Origin of the sequence: Pseudomonas sp. S09G 359, assembly GCF_002843605.1 — a bacterium.
Taxonomy (GTDB): Bacteria; Pseudomonadota; Gammaproteobacteria; order Pseudomonadales; family Pseudomonadaceae; genus Aquipseudomonas.
The window spans coordinates 5,324,109-5,342,563 of the sequence record NZ_CP025263.1; the positions used below are offsets into that span (position 1 = coordinate 5,324,109).

The following is an 18,455-nucleotide window of genomic DNA, read 5'->3' on the forward strand; positions in this document are numbered from 1 at the left end:
CCCCCGATAGCAGTGTGTCAGTCACTTATTTTTCAACTGACCCACCGTCATCGGGGGCAAGCCCCCTCCCACATTTGATCTGCGCGGTATTCAAGATTGGTTAAAAGTCATAACTGAGCCGCGTGTAGTAGAACGCCCCTTCCGGCGCCGACGGCGACAGGTAGCTGTACTGCTGGCCCGGGGTCTGGCGCAGGCGGGTGTTGAAGTCGTCGGGCTTGCTGTCGAACAGGTTGTTGGCGCCCACCGACAAGCGCAGTTGCTTGGTGAAGGCGTAGTTCACGTCCAGGTCGGTGTTCCATTGCGCGGCGAAGGTCTGGTCGTATTGGGCGTTGGCTTCGCTGGCGGCGTATTTGCGGTATTCGCCGTAGCGGGTTTCGCTGAGGGCGATGGTCCAGGCGCCGATGCGGTGGGTGGCGCCGAGCACCAGCTTGTCCTCGGGGTAACCGTGTTCCAGAAAGCCACGGGCTTCACGGGTGAGGATGTCGAAGCCGTTGGGGTTTTCGTGGACCTTCTCAATCGTGGTGCGCGCCTTGGTATAGCCGGCTGACAGGCTCAATGCGCCGTACTGCGCCAGGTCCAGGTTGTACTTGCCGACGATGTCGACCCCACGGGTGCGGGTGTTGGCGGCGTTGGTCATGAACTGCGCCCAGGTGTACTGGCCAAAGCCAGCCTGCTGCAGGATCTGCTCGGCGCGCGGCCCGGAAATACCACCGCTGTAGAGCAACCGGTCGCGAATCGAAATCTGGTAGGCGTCGATGGTCAGCGAGGCCTGTTCGATGGGGCGCAGCACCAGGCCCAGGGAATAGTTGGTGGACTTCTCCGGCTTGAGCGGCTCGGCACCCAAGGCGCGGGCTGCCGGGTTGTCGGCGGGCAGCATGCGGGTCAGCACCGGGTTGCCATTGATATCGACGTTGGTGGTGGTGGTCCACGAGGTGCCGATCTGGCCCAGGGTCGGCGCACGGAACGAGTTGTTTACCGTGGCTCGCAGCCCCACTTGCGGGGTGAAGTCATAGCGTGCCGACAGCTTGCCGGTGGTGGCCGAACCGAAGTCCGAGTAATGCTCGGTGCGCCCCGCCAGGCCGACCTGGAATTTGTCGGTGAGCTGGTGCTCCAGGCCGAAGTACACGCCGCCGACATCCCGCTTGTAGGTGCCGGCGTCGTCAGGCGTAAGACCGGAGGCCTGCACCGCGCCTACCTGCACCCCATTGATGCCACCAAACGAGTAGGACTCATAGTCGCCCTCCTCTAGCCGGTACTGCTCATGGCGGTAGGCAACGCCCGCCGAGACGGTCAGCGGATGGCTCGACCAATTGACGTCCAGGTCCTTGGCATAGTCCAGGCCGATGTTGGTCTGCTCGTTGACCAGGGTGGCCACGTCGAATTTGGTCGGGCTGTTCAGGCCGTAGCTCGGGTTGACCGTGTTGAAGGCCAGCTCATCGTGCTTGTCGCGACCATAGGTGGCGCTGAGGTCGAAACGGCCGAGGGTGTCGTCCTCATAGCGTGTGCCAACCGTCAGCGCGCCGTCTTCATAGCGGTAGCGGTATTTGGGAATGGTGCCGTTGGGGTAGATGCCCGGCACGTTGTTCGGGTTGTTGGCCAACAGCGGCGGCGTGTTGTTCACCGACTTGTCCTGGCCGAAGGTGGCAAAACTGTAGAGGCGCCACTGGTCGCTGAGGCCGACCTCGGCGTTGGCCGCCAGGTTGAATTTATCGCGCCCGGCACCGCCCCAGCGCGGGTCTTGCAACTGGCCGCCGGCCACGTACTTATCGCCAATATCGGTGGGTTTGTTGTTGAGGGTGTTGAAGCTCAGGGTGAGGAAACCGTCTCCCGGCAAACCCAGGCCGTACCAGCCATCGGTGGTTTTGCTGAAGCCGTCGCCCTGGGCGTATTTGCCCAGTTGGGTGTTGAGCTGGCCGCCGCTGTCGCGCTCCTTGAGCACGATGTTAACCACCCCGGCGACCGCATCCGAGCCGTATTGCGCCGAGGCGCCATCGCGCAGCACTTCGACATGGTCGATGCTGCTGATGGGGATCATGTCCAAGTCCACCGGCTGCGCGCCAATGAACGGCACGCCGCCGGAGATATTCACCACCGCCGAAGCATGCCGGCGTTTGCCGTTGATCAGCACCAGCGTCTGGTCCGGCGCCAGGCCACGCAGGGACGCGCCCTTGGGGTTCTGGCCACGGGTGGCGCTCTGGTTCTGCGGAAAGTTGAACGACGGCAGCAGTTGAAACAACGCCTGGTTGAGGCTGGTGGCGCCGGTCTGCTTGAGTTCTTCGGCGTTGATCACATCCACCGGGGCGGCGCTGGTAAGGGCCGTGGCGTCGCTGCGCCGGGTGCCGATGGCAACTACGCGGTCCAGGGTCGGGGCCTGGGCGGCGCTGGTCTGGGCTTTTACATTACCGGTGGCCTGGACGCTTTTGGCTGCGCCTTCCTTGATGATGAACGCGCCGTCCGGGCTGACCTGCACCTGTAGGCCAGTGCCTTTGAGCGCGGCGTCTACTGCCTGTTGCGCTGACAGCGAACCGTCCACGCTGGCCGAGGAATAGTTAGCCAATTGCGGCGTAAAGGAGATCACCTGGCCGCTCTGGCGGCTGATGTTCAGCAGCACTTCATCCAGCGGGCCGGGGGCGATGTGGTAGACCTGGCGCGCGTCTTCGGCACTGGCGGCAAACGTGAAAAACAGACTGGCCAACGGCACCAGGGCAAAGGTTCGAAGCGGCACACGGTTGAACTGACTCACTTTGGCTCCCCCCAAGGAAACTCGAGAACGCTGCTCCCCGCAGCGCTTACGGGAGTGATGTGAGATGGCGGGGGCAAAACTTGCAGATCGTTTGGTTATGTCCTTAGAACTCACTTTTGGAGTGAGCACCCAACCCCTGTGGGAGCTGGCTTGCCTGCGATGCGGGCAGCGCGGTTCTTCAGTTAAACCGCGTTGATGCCATCGCAGGCAAGCCAGCTCCCACATTGATTGGGTAAAGCCTTTAGGTAGCACTGACCGTCACCCACAACCCGGTACGGCGGGTGATATGGATCGGCAACGTGCGCGCCAGGGTGTCGAGGATTTGCTGGGGGTTGTCCAGCCGATACAGGCCGCTTACGCGCAACCCGGCCACGGCCGGGTCCAGGCGCAGCACGCCGTTGTGGTAGGGGCGCAGCGCGTCGATGACTTCGGCCAGCGGGCGGTCGCGCACTTGCAGGAAGCCGTCGACCCAGGCGGTAGCACCAGATGAGCTGGCTTGCACCAGGCCAAAGCCCGCGCGGTCGTAATGCACTTCATGGCCCGCGGCCAGTTGCAGGCGCTCACCGTTCTGGCCGTCGATTTCCACCGCACCATTGAGGGCCACGACCTGGCCTTGCCCGGCACGCTCGCGCACCAGGAAACGCTCGCCGTGGGCGCGCAGGCGGGCCTGGTCGGTCTGGATCAAGAACGGTCGGATGCGGTCACTGGCCACCTTGGCCAGTAACTCACCCTCGCGCAGGCGAACCAGGCGCCGTTGCGGGTCGAACTGGATATCCGCCGCGCTCTGGGCGTTGAGCAACAGTTCGCTGCCATCGTCGAGCATGACGGTGCGGCGCTCGCCGGTGCCGGTGCGGATATCCGCCGTGAGGTCCGCCAAGCCAGCGGGTTTGGCCAGCAGCGCGGCGCCCACTGCCACACCGGCGCCGGCCAGTGCGACCTGCAATACCTGGCGGCGGCTGGAAGGCGCGTCCAACGCCTGCTGCAAGACTTTGCCGCTGACGCCCTGGGCCTGGGGCACCTGGAACACGCCGAGGCGATTTTCCAACTGCTGGCACAAAGCGTCGTGGCGCGGGTCGGCCGCGCGCCACTGGTGATAGCGCTGCCAATCCGCCGCCGTCGCCTGGCCGGAACGCAGCAACACGTACCACTGGGTGGCGCTGTCGATCAGTTCGTCGTTCATTCCAGGCACAGCCGCAGGCAACGGTTGAAGGCGCGGGTCATGTAGTCGCTGACCGAACGCTGGGAGATCCCCAGTTCGGCCGCGATCTCGGGGTAAGTCAGGCCATTGAGTTGCGAGAGCAAAAAGGTCGCCTTGACCTTGGCCGGCAAGCCGTCGAGCAACTGATCGATGGCTTGCAAGGCTTCGAGCATTTGCGCCAGGTCTTCGGGAGACGGCGCGGTGCAGGTTTCGTCGTTGTCCAGCGCATCGAGGTAGGCGCGCTCCAGGTCACGGCGGCGCCACAGCTGGTACATCAGGCGCTGGGCGATGGTGGTGAGCAAGGCGCGGGGCTGGCGGATCGGCAGTACGCCGGGCGAACTCAAGAGCTGGACGAAGGTGTCGGCGGCGATGTCTTCGGCGTGCGCGCGGGAATCGAGGTGGCGATGCAAACGGCTGCACAGCCAGTCGTAATGACTGCGGAACAATCCGCCCACGTAGTCGCTGTGAGTAGTGTCGGCGCCGGACATAGTGGCTCCATCTGAGAAGGTTGCGCGTTATGTCCGGTGTTCCGGTGAGGCGATCCTAACAAGGCGGCTTATTCTTTAATAATATTTAAAAGGTATTTTTATATAACCTTATTGAAGCACTGAATACCCGGCGCTGGCGGCTTGCTGCTGGTAGTCCAGCAGCACCTGGTAATCGTCTTCGCTGGCCGGGAGCACGGCTTGTAAACCCAGGGTTTGCACCACCTGCGGCAAATCCTGCAACGCCAGGTTCATTGCCTCACGAATCCGTACCACGTGTTCATCGCTCAAGCCCAGCGGGCCGATATAGGGCAAGGTCGGGCTGGGCGCGCTTGCGCTGACGAGGCGCAGCCCCGCCACTTCCAACGGGGCGAAACGGGCCAGGTAGGCGTAGGTGACGTTGTCGATGGCGGCGAGGTCGGCGCGGCCTTCACGCAGCCAGCGCAGGCTCTCGCGATGGGCGCCGCTGACGCCGACGCTGGCGAAGAAACGCCCGCCCTGCTGCAAGGGCGCCAGGCGTTCGCGCAGCAGGTTCATGCCGCTGTTGGAGTCGTAGCCGTTGATCACGCCACGGCTGTTGTAGAAGTCGGCCAGGCTCGCGCGTGGGTTGTCGTCGCGGGTCAGCAGCAGGCTGCAATGGCTGCCGTTACTGCTGTGGGGCAGCTCGTAGCGCGGGCGGCCGATAACACGCACCTGGCCGCGCAGTTGGGTCATCAGCGGATAACCGCAGGTTTGGCTGACCAGTAATTCGGGGGCCAGCCACAGGCCGGGCAAGTCCAGGTGGTCGGCGTTGCGGCGGTTCAGGCCCAAGCGCTCAAGGATGCGTGCCAGCCACTGTTGATTGGCGTGTTGCACCGCGTCGGGGGCGACGTACATGCGCAGGTCGGCGTAGTGGTCAGTCATGCTCGTCTCTCACGCAAAAGGGTGTCGGGGGCTGTCGATGGCCTTGAGGCCATGGCGGGTGATCAACTGGCCGTAGCCCTGCACCAGGAACCCACCGCTGCGCGCCACCCATTGCTCGCGACGGGCGCGGTAGACCGTGGGCAGCAAAAACCAGGGCAGTTGTGGCAGGTCGTGGTGCACCAGATGCAGGTTGTTGTTGAGGAACAGCCAGGTCCACGGCCACGACGCTTCGTTGAGCACTGTGCGCTGTTCCGGCTGCGGGTGCGGGCGGTGTTCATAGTAGGAACGGATCGACGCCAGCGACAAGGCCGGCACACTCACCAGCAGCAGGTAATGCCCCACCGAGAGTGCGCTGTAGTGGGCGATAAAGCCCAGCATCAGCAGCGTGACGGCGCCGTGGGCCAGCCACATCGGCCATACCTGGGGCAGGCGTTGCAGTTCATGGCGCACCAACCGGGTGATCGCCAACGGCGCGGACAGCAGCAGGCGACCGAGCACGGTCTTGGTCAGCCAATGCACGCCGCGTTCGAACAGCGAGCTGCTGTCCCACTGGTGTTGGTTGAGGTAACGGCTTTCCGGGTCGATGCCCGGCAGGGTCAGGTGTTTGTCGTTGTGGTGCAGCAAGTGGCTGTCGCGGTACAGCGTGTAGGGGTACCACACGGCAAACGGCGCGTAGCCGAGCAGTTTATTCAGCAGCTGCGAACGGGTGGGATGGCCATGCAGCAATTCGTGTTGCACCGACAGCCACAGCGTCACGATGGGGATCAGCAACAGGGTGCTCAGCCATACGCCCAACCAATGGCTGCCGAGGATCACGCCGAACCAGGCGGCGTATACACCGATCAACAGCAACCAGGTCGGCCATTCGGTGCGGGTGGTAAAACGCTGTGCCAGGGCTTCGATTTCCCGGCGTTGGGTGTCATCAAGGTAGTTGGCCATCGGCAGCTCAGAGCAGGTGTTTCCTGCTCTGTGCACTGAGGCGCAAAAATCTTGCAGATCGTTTGGTTCTAAGCTTGTAACTCAGTGACCGAACAGGCCTGCCTCAGACTTCTTGGTTTTCTTTTCGGCGCGTTTTTCATCGGCGGTCTTTGCCGGTTTCTTCTTCGCGGCTTTCTTTGAATCCATACCTTTGGCCATGATGCATGCTCCACTGAACAGGGGATGTAGCACTGGGTATACCACCTATTGCCACGCAGAAGGCGCTTATAATCCCCGGCCCTTGATTATGTTGCCTGACCACCATGCCCAACCTTCAGATAGAACTGCTGGCAGAGCCCCTCTGGCCGCTGCTGAACAAGTTTTACCGCAACCATAATTCGCCGATGAAGGCGCTCAAGGGCGGACGCCTCTGGGTAGCACGCGACGGCGAGATCGTTGCCGGGTTGTGCCTTACGCCGGTGGTGGGCGGGCAATGGTTGACCGGGGTGTTTGTCGACCCGGCCTATCGCAGCCAGGGGCTGGCGGCGCGGCTGATTGGTGCGGCGTTGGCGGATGTTCAGGGCACGCTGTGGTTGTTGTGCCACCCGGACCTCGAAGGGTTGTATCAGCGCATGGGGTTCAGCCAGGACACACTGTTGCCGCAATCCCTCAGCGAACGCCTGGTGCGCTACAAACGCAACAAACCGATGATCGCGATGGGCTTAGAACCTTTGGTGAGGTCGACCTCGGATAATGTGTGATCGGCGGGTACAGGGCCCATGCTAGCCTCGGCAGCACAGTGGCCCCTTACAGGATGATCATGAAAACGACGCTTGCAGCTCTGTCCCTCACCGCCCTCCTCGCCCCCGCTTTCAGCCAGGCCGCCGACGCGCCGATCAGCGCCAAGCAGTACGCCAGCGTCCTCGCCGGCAGTTGGCGCGACCCCGCCAACAGCGCGCGCGACGGCTATCGGCACCCGCAGCAGACCCTGGAATTCTTTGGCCTGGGCGCCAAGCAAACGGTGATCGAAATCACCCCGGGCGGCGGCTGGTACAGCGAAGTGCTGGCACCGTTGCTCAAGGACCACGGGCATTACATCGCCGCCGTGCAGGCCGCGAGCAGCAGCGCGTACGCGCGCACCTCCGAAGAAACCCTGAAAAACAAATTCGCCGCCGACCCCGCGCGTTATGCCAAGGCCCAGGTGGTCGAGTTCGACCCCAAGGCACCGGTATTCGGCAAACCGGCCTCGGCGGATGCCGTGCTGACCTTCCGCAATGTGCATAACTGGGTCGCGGCCGATACCGCCAGCGCCACGTTCAGTGCGTTCTACCAGGTACTCAAACCGGGCGGCGTGCTGGGCGTGGAAGATCACCGGGCCAAGGATGGCGCGGATCTGGAAGCGATCAAGGACAGCGGCTACCTGACCACCGCCCAGGTGGTGAAACTGGCGACCGATGCCGGGTTCAAGCTGGCGGCGCAGAGTGAGGTGAATGCCAACCCGAAGGACACCAAGGATTACCCGGGTGGCGTGTGGACGTTACCGCCGGCGTTGAAATTGGGGGAGCAGGACAAGGCGAAGTATGTCGCGATTGGCGAGTCGGACCGGATGACGTTGCGGTTCGTCAAACCCGCCAAATAGTCAAAGTGTAATGCAATCAAATGTGGGAGGGGGCTTGCCCCCGATTGCTTAGTGTCAGTCACTACATCCATTGACTGAACTACTGCTATCGGGGGCAAGCCCCCTCCCACATTTTTGATCTTCGTGTTCCTGACAGTTACTCGTCAGCCGTGGGGTCCATATCCGGGAACATCACCTCGATAAACCCGAACTTAGTGAAGTCGGTAATCCGCGACGGGTACAACCGGCCAATCAAATGGTCGCACTCATGCTGCACCACCCGCGCATGGAAACCGTCGGCAAACCGTACGATCGGCTCGCCCTTGGGGTCGAAACCCTCGTAGCGGATCTGCTGGTAACGGTCCACCGCGCCGCGCAGGCCGGGCACGGAGAGGCAGCCTTCGTAGCCCTCTTCCAACACCGGGCTCAGCGGGGTGATCAACGGGTTGATCAGGATGGTCTGCGGCACCGGGGGCGCGTCCGGGTAGCGTTCGCTGGCCTCAAAACCGAAGATCACCAGTTGCAGGTCCACACCGATCTGCGGCGCGGCCAGGCCGACGCCACCCACGTGCTCCATGGTCTGGAACATGTCATCGATCAATTGCCACAGCTCGGGGCTGTCGAACATTTCCGGCGGAACCGGAGGCGCGATACGCAGCAGGCGTTCGTCGCCCATTTTCAGGATTTCACGGATCATCGATCAGACTTCGTCGGTAGTGGGCTTGGAATGGTCTCGGCCTAAGCCTGAGACGTGCTGTTTTTCACCGGTGTGGCCGGGTTCGTCGAACTCTTTCTCACCAGGGTCTTTGCCCTCGGCGGACATGTGTTCGATCACTGCATTCATCTCCGCGCCCAGCAACAGCACTGCGGCGGAAATATAGAAGTACAGCAGCAACACGATGATCGCACCGATACTGCCATACATGGCGTTGTAATCAGCGAAGGTTTTGACGTAGTAGCCAAACCCGAGGGAAGCGATGATCCACACCACCACCGCCAGCACCGAGCCCGGGGTGATAAAGCGGAATTTCTGCTCCACGTCCGGCATCACGTAGTACATCAGGGCCACGGCGAACATCAGCAAAATCACGATCAACGGCCAGCGCAGGATGGTCCACAGGGTCACCACGAACTCCTGCATGCCGATCTGCCCGGCCAGCCATTCCATCACCTGCGGGCCTAGCACCATCAGCGCGGCAGCGGCCAGCAGCATGCCGGCGATGCCGATGGTGTAGAGGATCGACAGCGGGAAACGCTTCCAGATCGGCCGGCCTTCCACCACGTCATAGGCGGCGTTCATCGCGCTCATCATCAGGCGCACGCCGGCAGAGGCGGTCCACAACGCGATCACGATACCCACCGAGAGCAAGCCGCCCTTGGACTGCTGCAACTGGTCGATCACCGGGTTGACCTGCTCCAGCGCCTGGGGCGGCAGCACCAGTTCGGATTGCAGGCGCAGCCAGGTGAAAAAGTCCGGCAGATGCAAAAAACCGATCAGGGCAATGAGGAACAGCAGGAAGGGAAACAACGAAAACAGCATCTGGTAGGCCAGTGCCGAGGCGTAGGTGGACATCTCGTCGTCGACGAATTCCTTGACGGTGCGCACCAGCACTTTGTGTAGCTTGAGGCCGTCTAGTACCGGAAAAATCATAGCGTCTCCTTTCGCCGCAAAAAGGTTGAGTTCGCGGGCGACTCAGGGGCCGTTTTCTACATCAAAGTAGCCCATTTGGCGACTTTGAAACAATTACGAAAGTTTAGTTGCAACAGAGGGTACAAAAACGGCCATCCGTGGATGGCCGCTGGGTTGCGCGAGAGCCGTGTTACTTGGTGGCTTTCTTTACCGCATCCTTGGTGTCGCCGACCGCTTTCTGCACTTCGCCTTTCTTTTCCTGGATCACACCTTCGGCGCGCAGCTTGTCGTTGCCGGTCACTTTGCCGACGCCTTGCTTGATGTTACCGACAGCTTCGTTAGCGACGCCTTTTACCTTGTCAGATGTGCTGCTCATGGTATTTCTCCGAAAGAACAATCAAAGGTTTTTGGTCATTACCTAGAGATTGACCCGGGGCCGTTCGGCAGAGTTTCAATTATTTTTCAGGTGGCATTTCATCGCCAAGCGCAGGTTGGGCTTTATGTTTTGCAGCCAACCCACGAGAATGCCCGGCACATTCAGGCTATAACGCTGAATAACAGATCCGTAGGAAGGTTATGAAACTCAATAAAGCACAGGCCATCGCCCGCAGAAACCAGGAACTGGGCGGTGCCGTACTCGGCGTCAACAACTGCCACTTCACCGACCTGGACAGCAAACGCAACATCTGGTGGTTCGACCTGCCGCTGGGCCGTATTGCCGTGGGCCAGTACGAGTGGCTGCACCTGTTGATGCACAACGCCGACACCGACCAACTGCTGCACCTGAAAGTGCCGACGGTGTACCTGCGTGAAAAGCTCGAAGGCCTGGTGGTGCGCAATGCGGGCAAGCGCAAGCCGGAGATTACCCTGGAGCTGAGCGCGGACAAGGATTCGTTCTTGAAGGATGTACGCCCGGCGGGTGCGGGCGTCAGCTTCGCGCAGTTCGCCTTGTAATCGTGGGGTGATAGCTGTTTGTGGCGAGCGGGCTTGCCCGCGTTGGGCTGCGCAGCAGCCCCAATAAGATCGCCGCGCAGGGGCATTGAAATCTCGGTTGCAGTTTTCAGGGCTGCTTCGCAGCCCAACGCGGGCAAGCCCGCTCGCCACAAAAAACCCCGCATTGGCGGGGTTTTTTATTCGGTTATTTTTTGAGGCCGAGCTTTTTCAGTTCTTCGTCGCGCAACTCACGCCGCAGGATCTTGCCCACGTTGGTGGTCGGCAATGCATCGCGGAATTCCACGGCCTTGGGCACCTTGTAGGCGGTGACGTTGGCGCGCATATGCTCCATCACCTGTTCCTTGGTGAGGGTCGCGCCCGGCTTGACCACGATGAACAACTTGATGATCTCGCCGGATTTTTCGTCCGGCACACCGATAGCCGCGCATTGCAGCACGCCCGGCAGGCCCGCCAGCACGTCTTCCAGCTCGTTAGGGTAGACGTTGAAACCGGAGACCAGGATCATGTCCTTCTTGCGGTCGACAATACGCATGTAGCCGTCCGGCTGGATGATCGCGATGTCACCGGTCTTGAGCCAGCCTTCGCTGTCGAGCATCTCGTCGGTGGCGTCCTGGCGCTGCCAGTACCCCTTCATCACTTGCGGGCCCTTGACGCACAGTTCGCCGGTTTCACCCAGCGCCAGCTCGGTGCCATCGTCGGCAATGACTTTGCACACCGTGGACGGCACCGGGATGCCGATGGTGCCGATCTGGATATGCTGGATCGGGTTCACCGTGGCCACCGGGCTGGTTTCGGTCATGCCGTAACCTTCGCAGATGCCGCAACCGGTCACCGCCTTCCAACGCTCGGCAGCCGCCAGTTGCAGGGCCATGCCGCCCGACAGGGTGACTTTGAGCGCGGAGAAGTCCAGCTTGCGGAACGCTTCGTTATTGCACAGCGCCACAAACAACGTGTTCAACCCGACAAAGCCGCTGAACTTCCACTTCGACAGTTCCTTGACCATGGCCGGCAGGTCGCGCGGGTTGCTGATCAGGATGTTGTGGTTGCCGATCAGCATCATCGCCATGCAATGAAAGGTAAACGCATAGATGTGGTACAGCGGCAGCGGCGTGATCAGGATCTCGCAGCCTTCGTTGAGGTTGGAGCCCATCAGCGCCTTGCACTGCAACATGTTGGCGACCAGGTTGCGATGGGTGAGCATCGCACCCTTGGCCACGCCGGTGGTGCCGCCAGTGTATTGCAGCACGGCCACATCGCCGCTGTCGGGGCTGGCGTCGCTGACCGGTTGGCCGTGGCCCTTGGCAAGCACGTCGTTGAATTTGATCGCGTGCGGCAAGTGATAGGCCGGGACCATTTTCTTCACGTACTTGATGACACTGTTGATCAACAGGCGCTTGAGCGGCGGCAACAGGTCGGCGACTTCGGTGACGATCACATGCTTGACGGCGGTCTTGGGCACGACCTTTTCCGCCAGATGGGCCATGTTGGCCAGGCAGACCAGGGCCTTGGCACCGGAGTCGTTGAACTGGTGTTCCATTTCCCGCGCGGTGTACAGCGGGTTGGTGTTGACCACGATCAGGCCGGCGCGGATGGCGCCAAACACCGCAACCGGGTATTGCAGGACGTTGGGCAGTTGCACGGCGATGCGGTCGCCAGGCTTCAAATCGGTGTGCTGTTGCAGGTACGCGGCGAAGGCGCCAGACAATTCGTACAATTCACCGTAGGTGATTGTCTTGCCCAGGTTGCTGAAAGCCGGTTTGTTAGCGAAGCGCTGGCAGGACTGTTTCAGTACCGCCTGAATATTCGGATACTCGTCTGGATTGATTTCTGCAGCAATCCCGGCGGGGTACTTATCCTTCCAAAAGTCTTCGTTCATGGAAGCCCACTCCTCAGCGACGCGAATTCATCATCGCATTTGATGCGATTATTATTGGTGTATGTTTTTTTCGGTGAATCTGGCGCTTTCAAGCAGGCCTAGACGTCACAAAGCGCGCCGAGAGTAGCAGCTTTGCCAAGGGTCGCCTAGAGCCAAAGGAGGGCTCCACAGTCATAAACACGACTGTCCTACAATATTTAGTCACACTTTAATCGCCGCTGATTTTCCCCAGCAAAACGCTCTGGAATGCGTCCTACAGAACAATACACAACAAATGTGGGAGGGGGCTTGCCCCCGATTGCAGTGGATCAGTCACCAAATTCAGTGCCTGACACTCTGCAATCGGGGGCAAGCCCCCTCCCACATTTGGATTACATTTTAATTCATGGTCAGGCGATGTCGCGCAGCTCCCGGCGCAAGATCTTGCCCACCGGCGTCATCGGCAACGAATCGCGCAACACGATCTGCTTGGGCACCTTGTAACCGGTGAAGTTGGCCTTGCAGTACGCCTTCAACTCTTCAAGGCTCACCCCTTCAGCACGCGCCACCACAAACAGCTTCACCGCCTCCCCCGTGCGTTCGTCCGGCACGCCGATCACGGCGCAGTTGGCCACCGCCGGGTGCGCCATCACCACGTCTTCGATCTCGTTGGGGTACACGTTGAAACCCGAGACGATGATCAGGTCCTTCTTGCGGTCCACGATGCGCACAAAGCCATCGTCGTCGATCACCGCGATGTCACCGGTCTTGAGCCACCCCTCGGCGTCGAGCGCCTCGGCGGTAGCCGCCGGTTGCTGCCAGTAGCCTTTCATCACCTGCGGGCCCTTGATGCACAGTTCGCCGCGCTCGCCCAAGGGCAGTTCGCCGCCCTCGTCGTCAATCACCTTCATCGCCGTGGCCGGCACCGGGATGCCCACGGTGCCCAACCGGGATTTATTGCCATACGGGTTGGTGCTGGCCACCGGCGACGTTTCCGTCAGGCCGTAACCCTCGCCAATCGCGCAGCCGGTGAGCTGTTCCCAACGCTCGGCCGTGGCCTTGATCAACGCCGTACCGCCGGAGTTGGTGAGCTTGAGGTGGGAAAAATCCAGGCTCTTGAAGTCGGGGTGGTCCATCAACGCCACAAACAGCGTGTTCAGCCCCAGCAGCCCGGTAAAGCGCCACTTTTTCAGCTCCTTGATAAACCCGCCAATGTCCCGTGGGTTAGTGATGAGCACGTTGTGGTTACCGGACACCATCATGCACATGCAATTCGCGGTGAACGCATAGATGTGGTACAGCGGCAGCGGCGCGATCATCACCTCCTGCCCTTCCTTGATCAGCGGGTGGCCGTCCTCGCCGGTCTGGGACATGCAGGCACGCACCTGTTGCATGTTCGCCACCAGGTTGCCGTGGGTGAGCATCGCGCCCTTGGCCAGGCCGGTGGTGCCGCCGGTGTATTGCAGCACGGCGATGTCGTCCAGGCTCACCGGGTGGCGGGTCACGCCCAGGCCCGCGCCCATGCGCAGGGCGCGTTTGAACGACACGGCCCGTGGCAGGTTATAGGCCGGGACCATCTTCTTCACCTTGTCGACCAGGGTGTTGACCAGCCAGCCCTTGGCGGCGGGCATGAAGTCGCCCATCTTGGCTTCGATCAGGTAGTCGATCTCGGTGTCGGTGCACACTTCCTGCACCCGCGAACCGAACAGGTTGAGGTAGACCAGCGCACGCACGCCGGCATCCTTGAACTGGTGGCGCATCTCGCGCGGGGTGTACAGCGGGTTGGTGTTGACCACGATCAGCCCGGCGCGCAGTGCCCCGAACACGGCGATGGGGTAATGCAGCACGTTGGGCATTTGCACCGCGATACGCTCGCCGGGCTTGAGGTCGGTGTGCTGTTGCAGGTAGCCGGCGAACGCCGCGCTTTGGCGCTCCAGCTCGGCGTAAGTCAGGGTGATGCCCATGTTGCTGAATGCCGGACGGTCGGCAAAAGCCTTGCAGGACCGCTCGAAGACTTCGATCACCGACTTGTAGGCCGTGAGGTCGATGTCACTGGGAACGCCCGCCGCGCGTTTGTCATTCCAGAAATCAGGTTGCATTATTCTTGTCCTCTTACCTGAGTGTGTCTGGCCGCTTCAAAAAGCGGAGCTTTGCGGACGTTAGCAGCTATGGCCAAACAGGCAAATACGCTAAATCGTGTCATTGATTGTATGAATCTTGCTGCTAACGCGCAGGCAGATACCCCGCCCGCCGTCGGATGAGCTATACACTGCAACGAGCTTGTGCAGACGTTGAGAAAAGGAAGCGCCATGAACCACAGCACCTTCTGGCTGACCGCGAATGACCGCTGCCGCCTGTACGTGAACCAATGGATGCCCGACGCCCCGCCCAAGGCCGTGGTGATGCTGTCCCACGGCATGGCCGAACACAGCGGCCGCTATGCGCGCCTCGCCGCAGCGCTGTGTGCCGCCGGCTACGCTTTATATGCACTGGACCAGCGGGGTCATGGCCGCACCGCCGACGAAGGCACCCTGGGGCTGTATGCCGAGCAGGACGGCTGGAACAAAGTGGTCGGCGACCTGGCCAGCCTCAACCAGCACATCGGCCAGCAGCAGCCGGGGGTGCCGATCATCCTGCTGGGCCACAGCATGGGCAGCTATATCGCACAGGCCTACCTGCTGCACCACAGCGCCAGCCTGAATGGGGCGATTCTCAGCGGTTCGAATTTCCAACCGGTGGCGCTGTACCGCGCTGCGCGCGTGATTGCCCGGGCCGAACGCCTGCGCCAGGGCGTGCGCGGGCGCAGTGCATTGATCGAGTTCCTGTCGTTCGGCTCGTTCAACAAGGCGTTCAAGCCCAACCGCACGGGGTTTGATTGGCTCAGCCGCGACCCGGTTGAGGTCGACAAGTACATCAACGACCCGCTTTGCGGCTTTCGCTGCACCAACCAGCTGTGGATCGACCTGCTCGGCGGCTTGCAGCAAATCAGCAAAGCGTCCAACCTCGCGCAGATCGACCCCGGCCTGCCGATCCTGGTGACGGGCGGCGAATGTGATCCGGTGAGTGCGGGCAAGCGTCTCAAAAGCCTGGCCCAAGCCCTGCGTGACGCCGGCTGCCAACATCTGCAACTGAACATCTACCCGCAGGCGCGGCATGAAGTGTTCAATGAAACCAACCGTGATGACGTCACAGCGGATGTGCTGACGTGGCTCGACCAGGCCCTGGCATTGCGAAGGCCGGCCCGCTGCGAATAACTTTTCTATTAAAATCAGCCGTTTAAATTTACCGATTAGCCACAGGATGCACCTTTAGATGACCCAGGTAACCAACACTCCGTACGAAGCCCTTGAAGTCGGCCAGACCGCCAGCTACAGCAAATTGGTGGAAGAGCGCGATATTCAGCTGTTCGCCGCCATGTCCGGCGACCACAACCCCGTGCACCTGGACGCCGAGTACGCCAAAGCAACCATGTTCAAGGAGCGTATCGCCCATGGCATGTTCAGCGGCGCGCTGATCAGTGCCGCCGTGGCCTGCGAGCTGCCTGGGCCGGGCACCATCTATATCGGCCAGCAGATGAGCTTCCAGAAGCCGGTAAAAATCGGCGACACCCTGACCGTGCGTTTGGAGATCCTGGAGAAATTGCCGAAATTCCGTGTGCGCATTGCCACCCGTGTGTTCAACCAGCGCGATGAGTTGGTGGTGGACGGCGAGGCGGAAATTCTTGCGCCGCGTAAGCAGCAGGTGGTGACCTTGACCGAATTGCCGCCGATCAGCATCGGCTGATAGCAAGCCCAAGGCCAACACCATAAAAATGTGGGAGGGGGCTTGCTCCCGATAGCGGTGGATCAGTCGTTTAACTATCGACTGATCTGCCGTTATCGGGGGCAAGCCCCCTCCCACATGTGTTGCTCAGCAGGTCTTACGACTGAGCGCGAGCCTGGTTACGCAGGGCTTTCACTTGGTCGTGGTTGCGTTGTGCGCCGTGGTACTGACGCTCAACCAGGTCACGAATGCCCAGCAGGTTGTGCTTGTTGATCTTCTCGATCGCTTCTTTGTAAGCCTTGAGGGCGTGGTCTTCACCGCGCTCGGCTTCATTCAGCACCGCTTCTTCGTCTTTGCCGGTGACCAGCGACTTCACGTCGACCCAGCCACGGTGCAGTGCGCCGGCAACGCTGCCGGATTCTTCAGGATCGCCACCCAGGGCACGCACGGCGGTCTGCAGTTCAGCAGCGGCAGCAGCGCAATCTGCGGAGCGCTTGACGAACAGCGCTTTCAGTTCTGGGTGCTTGATGTCTTCAGCACAAGTCGCAAAACCTTTCTGGCCGTCTTTGCTGGTCTCGATCAGGTCGTTGAGTACGGAGATCGATTCTTTATTGATGTCAGTCATTTTCTGATTCCTTGTGCGGGTTTAAGAAGGTTGTCTTAATGATTGCAGCACCCGTGCCAGGTTTTCGAAAATTACTTTTTCTTTATATTTCAATAACTTGAAAAGTATTGAACCATCTGTATGTACGTTATTTGCATGATCTGTCATTTGGCCTTCATGCAGAATGCCTGTATTTTCCAAGACCTCGACTCACACCGCGCAAACCCCATGAACCCCGAAAAACTCGAACTGCTGATCACCCGCGAAATGCCCTTCGGCAAATACAAGGGACGGATCATCGCCGACCTGCCCGGCCCCTATCTCAATTGGTTCGCCCGTGAAGGTTTCCCCCACGGCGAACTGGGCGGTTTGCTGGCTCTGATGCAGGAAATCGACAGCAACGGTTTGTCCGAACTGCTTGAACCGCTGCGCGCCAAACACGGCAAACCTGCCCCTCGCCATTAAAGAGCCTCGCCATGCCACGGAATGCAAACAACGAACATCACTGGCACGCCATCGCCCAACGCTATGACGTGGAACCGGGCCCGATCAATCTGGAAAACGGCTATTTTGGGCGTATGAGTCACGCCGTGCAGGCCCAGTACCTGGAGCACGTGGCGTTTATCAACCGCAGCAATGCGCTGCATGTGCGCCAGCGTTTCGAGCGCGGTGAGAATGACCAGATCCGCCAACAGCTGGCCGGGCTGGTCGATGCACCTGCCGAGGCCGTGGCCTTCACCCGCAACGCCACCGAAGCCTTGCAGTCGCTGATTCGTAACTACAACTGCCTGCAAGCGGGCGATCAGGTACTGATCAGCGACCTGGAGTACGACACGGTCAAAGGCGCGATGCGTTGGCTGGCGGGCTATCGTGGCGTTGAGGTTATTGAAATTTCCCACACCCACCCGGCCAGTTTCGACAGCCTGCTGCAGACTTATCGCGATGCCTTCACCCAGTACCCGCGCCTGAAGTTGATGGCGTTGACCCACGTGACCCACCGCACCGGCCTGGTGATGCCGGTCGAGGCCATCGCCAAGGCCGCACGTGAACATGGCGTGGACGTGATCCTCGACGGCGCCCATGCCCTGGGCCAGATTGAATTCAACCTGGCTGCGCTGGGTATCCAGTTCGCCGGCTTCAACTTGCACAAATGGATCGGCGCGCCGCTGACCCTGGGCTTCCTGTATATCGCCCCGGAACGCCTGGCCGACATCGACCCGGACATGGGCGAGTTTCACTACCCCGCCACCGACGTGCGGGCGCGTACGCCCTACAGCACACCGAATTTTCCGGCACTGATGACCCTGCCACTGGTACTGCAGGAACATCAGGCATTGGGTGGCGCGGCGGCCAAGGGCGCGCGGGTCAATTACCTGCGGGACCTGTGGGTAAGCCAGGTACGGCCGTTGGCGGCAATCGAGGTGCTGACGCCGGATGATCCACGCCTGTATTGCGGGATTACGGCATTCAAGTTTGTCGGGCGGGATCAGCAGGTGATGGTGGATCGGCTGCTCAAGGACTACCACCTGTTTACCACCACGCGCACAGGGGCGGCGTTTGGCACGTGCATTCGGGTGACGCCGGGGTTGGTGACATCGGCCGAAGACATCAATGTACTGGTCAACGCCATTACCGAATTGAGCGCGGACTAAAAATGTGGGAGCTGGCTTGCCTGCGATAGCGGCGTGTCAGCCACACATCTGGCCCTGATACACCGCTATCAGGGGCAAGCCCTCCCACCTATGGATTTGCATTGGCTTCAAGGTTTTCTGCAGGCAAAAAAAA

At 60.8% G+C, this 18,455-nt stretch carries 18 protein-coding genes; 7 read left to right on the plus strand and 11 right to left on the minus strand.

What is annotated here, in order from left to right; all coding sequences use genetic code 11:
- Positions 1-100: 100 nt before the first annotated feature.
- The 5 genes from CXQ82_RS24375 to CXQ82_RS24395 all read right to left on the minus strand — a co-directional run bounded on the left by CXQ82_RS24375 (position 101) and on the right by CXQ82_RS24395 (position 6,268).
- A complete protein-coding gene (locus CXQ82_RS24375) occupies positions 101-2,743 on the minus strand; it encodes a TonB-dependent receptor (RefSeq protein WP_101272667.1) in 2,643 nt (880 codons plus the stop codon).
- Positions 2,744-2,984: 241 nt separating this feature from the next.
- A complete protein-coding gene (locus tag CXQ82_RS24380) occupies positions 2,985-3,923 on the minus strand; it encodes a FecR domain-containing protein (RefSeq protein WP_101272668.1) in 939 nt (312 codons plus the stop codon).
- On the minus strand, positions 3,920-4,429 hold the full coding sequence (locus CXQ82_RS24385) for a sigma-70 family RNA polymerase sigma factor (protein WP_101272669.1): 510 nt from the start codon (positions 4,427-4,429) through the stop codon (positions 3,920-3,922). Before CXQ82_RS24385 ends, CXQ82_RS24380 begins: the two co-directional genes overlap by 4 nt.
- A gap of 108 nt (positions 4,430-4,537) precedes the next feature.
- Entirely contained in the window at positions 4,538-5,329 is a 792-nt protein-coding gene (locus CXQ82_RS24390) for a phosphate/phosphite/phosphonate ABC transporter substrate-binding protein (protein ID WP_101272670.1), read from the minus strand.
- 9 nt (positions 5,330-5,338) lie between these two features.
- Positions 5,339-6,268, minus strand: a complete 930-nt coding sequence (locus CXQ82_RS24395; RefSeq protein WP_101272671.1) for a fatty acid desaturase — start codon at positions 6,266-6,268, stop codon at positions 5,339-5,341.
- Positions 6,269-6,570: 302 nt separating this feature from the next.
- On the opposite strand from CXQ82_RS24395, the gene CXQ82_RS24400 reads away from it, so the two are divergent.
- Complete coding sequence (locus CXQ82_RS24400) at positions 6,571-7,008, plus strand: GNAT family N-acetyltransferase (protein ID WP_101272672.1); 438 nt, start codon at positions 6,571-6,573, stop codon at positions 7,006-7,008.
- Positions 7,009-7,067: 59 nt separating this feature from the next.
- The gene (locus CXQ82_RS24405; protein ID WP_101272673.1) at positions 7,068-7,886 is read left to right on the plus strand and encodes a class I SAM-dependent methyltransferase; all 819 of its coding nucleotides are present in this window, start codon (positions 7,068-7,070) and stop codon (positions 7,884-7,886) included.
- Between the two features lie 136 nt (positions 7,887-8,022).
- Here CXQ82_RS24405 and def read toward each other — a convergent pair whose 3' ends face one another.
- From def to CXQ82_RS24420, 3 genes are all read right to left on the minus strand, one after another.
- Positions 8,023-8,562, minus strand: a complete 540-nt coding sequence (gene def, locus CXQ82_RS24410; protein WP_101272674.1) for a peptide deformylase — start codon at positions 8,560-8,562, stop codon at positions 8,023-8,025.
- A gap of 3 nt (positions 8,563-8,565) precedes the next feature.
- Entirely contained in the window at positions 8,566-9,516 is a 951-nt protein-coding gene (locus CXQ82_RS24415) for a YihY/virulence factor BrkB family protein (protein ID WP_101272675.1), read from the minus strand.
- 169 nt (positions 9,517-9,685) lie between these two features.
- Complete coding sequence (locus tag CXQ82_RS24420; RefSeq protein WP_024077074.1) at positions 9,686-9,871, minus strand: CsbD family protein; 186 nt, start codon at positions 9,869-9,871, stop codon at positions 9,686-9,688.
- A 200-nt stretch (positions 9,872-10,071) separates the two neighbouring features.
- Between CXQ82_RS24420 and CXQ82_RS24425 the strand changes: the two genes are divergently transcribed.
- Entirely contained in the window at positions 10,072-10,449 is a 378-nt protein-coding gene (locus CXQ82_RS24425; protein ID WP_101272676.1) for a hypothetical protein, read from the plus strand.
- A 184-nt stretch (positions 10,450-10,633) separates the two neighbouring features.
- Here the strand turns inward: CXQ82_RS24425 and fadD1 are convergent, their stop codons facing one another.
- Both fadD1 and fadD2 read right to left on the minus strand, forming a co-directional pair.
- On the minus strand, positions 10,634-12,325 hold the full coding sequence (gene fadD1 / locus CXQ82_RS24430) for a long-chain-fatty-acid--CoA ligase FadD1 (RefSeq protein ID WP_101272677.1): 1,692 nt from the start codon (positions 12,323-12,325) through the stop codon (positions 10,634-10,636).
- Between the two features lie 389 nt (positions 12,326-12,714).
- Positions 12,715-14,403: a long-chain-fatty-acid--CoA ligase FadD2 gene (gene fadD2 / locus CXQ82_RS24435; RefSeq protein WP_101272678.1), complete on the minus strand. Its 1,689-nt coding sequence runs from the start codon at positions 14,401-14,403 to the stop codon at positions 12,715-12,717.
- Positions 14,404-14,613: 210 nt separating this feature from the next.
- On the opposite strand from fadD2, the gene CXQ82_RS24440 reads away from it, so the two are divergent.
- Together CXQ82_RS24440 and CXQ82_RS24445 are read left to right on the plus strand one after the other, a co-directional pair.
- Positions 14,614-15,558 carry an alpha/beta hydrolase gene (locus CXQ82_RS24440; protein WP_101272679.1) on the plus strand — a complete coding sequence of 315 codons (945 nt, stop codon included), beginning with the start codon at positions 14,614-14,616 and terminating at the stop codon, positions 15,556-15,558.
- A gap of 58 nt (positions 15,559-15,616) precedes the next feature.
- Complete coding sequence (locus CXQ82_RS24445; protein WP_010208208.1) at positions 15,617-16,087, plus strand: MaoC family dehydratase; 471 nt, start codon at positions 15,617-15,619, stop codon at positions 16,085-16,087.
- 136 nt (positions 16,088-16,223) lie between these two features.
- On the opposite strand, the gene CXQ82_RS24450 is transcribed toward CXQ82_RS24445, so the two are convergent.
- A complete protein-coding gene (locus CXQ82_RS24450; RefSeq protein WP_101272680.1) occupies positions 16,224-16,691 on the minus strand; it encodes a PA2169 family four-helix-bundle protein in 468 nt (155 codons plus the stop codon).
- A gap of 207 nt (positions 16,692-16,898) precedes the next feature.
- Between CXQ82_RS24450 and CXQ82_RS24455 the strand changes: the two genes are divergently transcribed.
- Complete coding sequence (locus CXQ82_RS24455; RefSeq protein ID WP_010208204.1) at positions 16,899-17,135, plus strand: DUF3820 family protein; 237 nt, start codon at positions 16,899-16,901, stop codon at positions 17,133-17,135.
- A gap of 11 nt (positions 17,136-17,146) precedes the next feature.
- Positions 17,147-18,322, plus strand: a complete 1,176-nt coding sequence (locus CXQ82_RS24460; protein ID WP_101272681.1) for an aminotransferase class V-fold PLP-dependent enzyme — start codon at positions 17,147-17,149, stop codon at positions 18,320-18,322.
- Positions 18,323-18,455 lie beyond the last annotated feature (133 nt).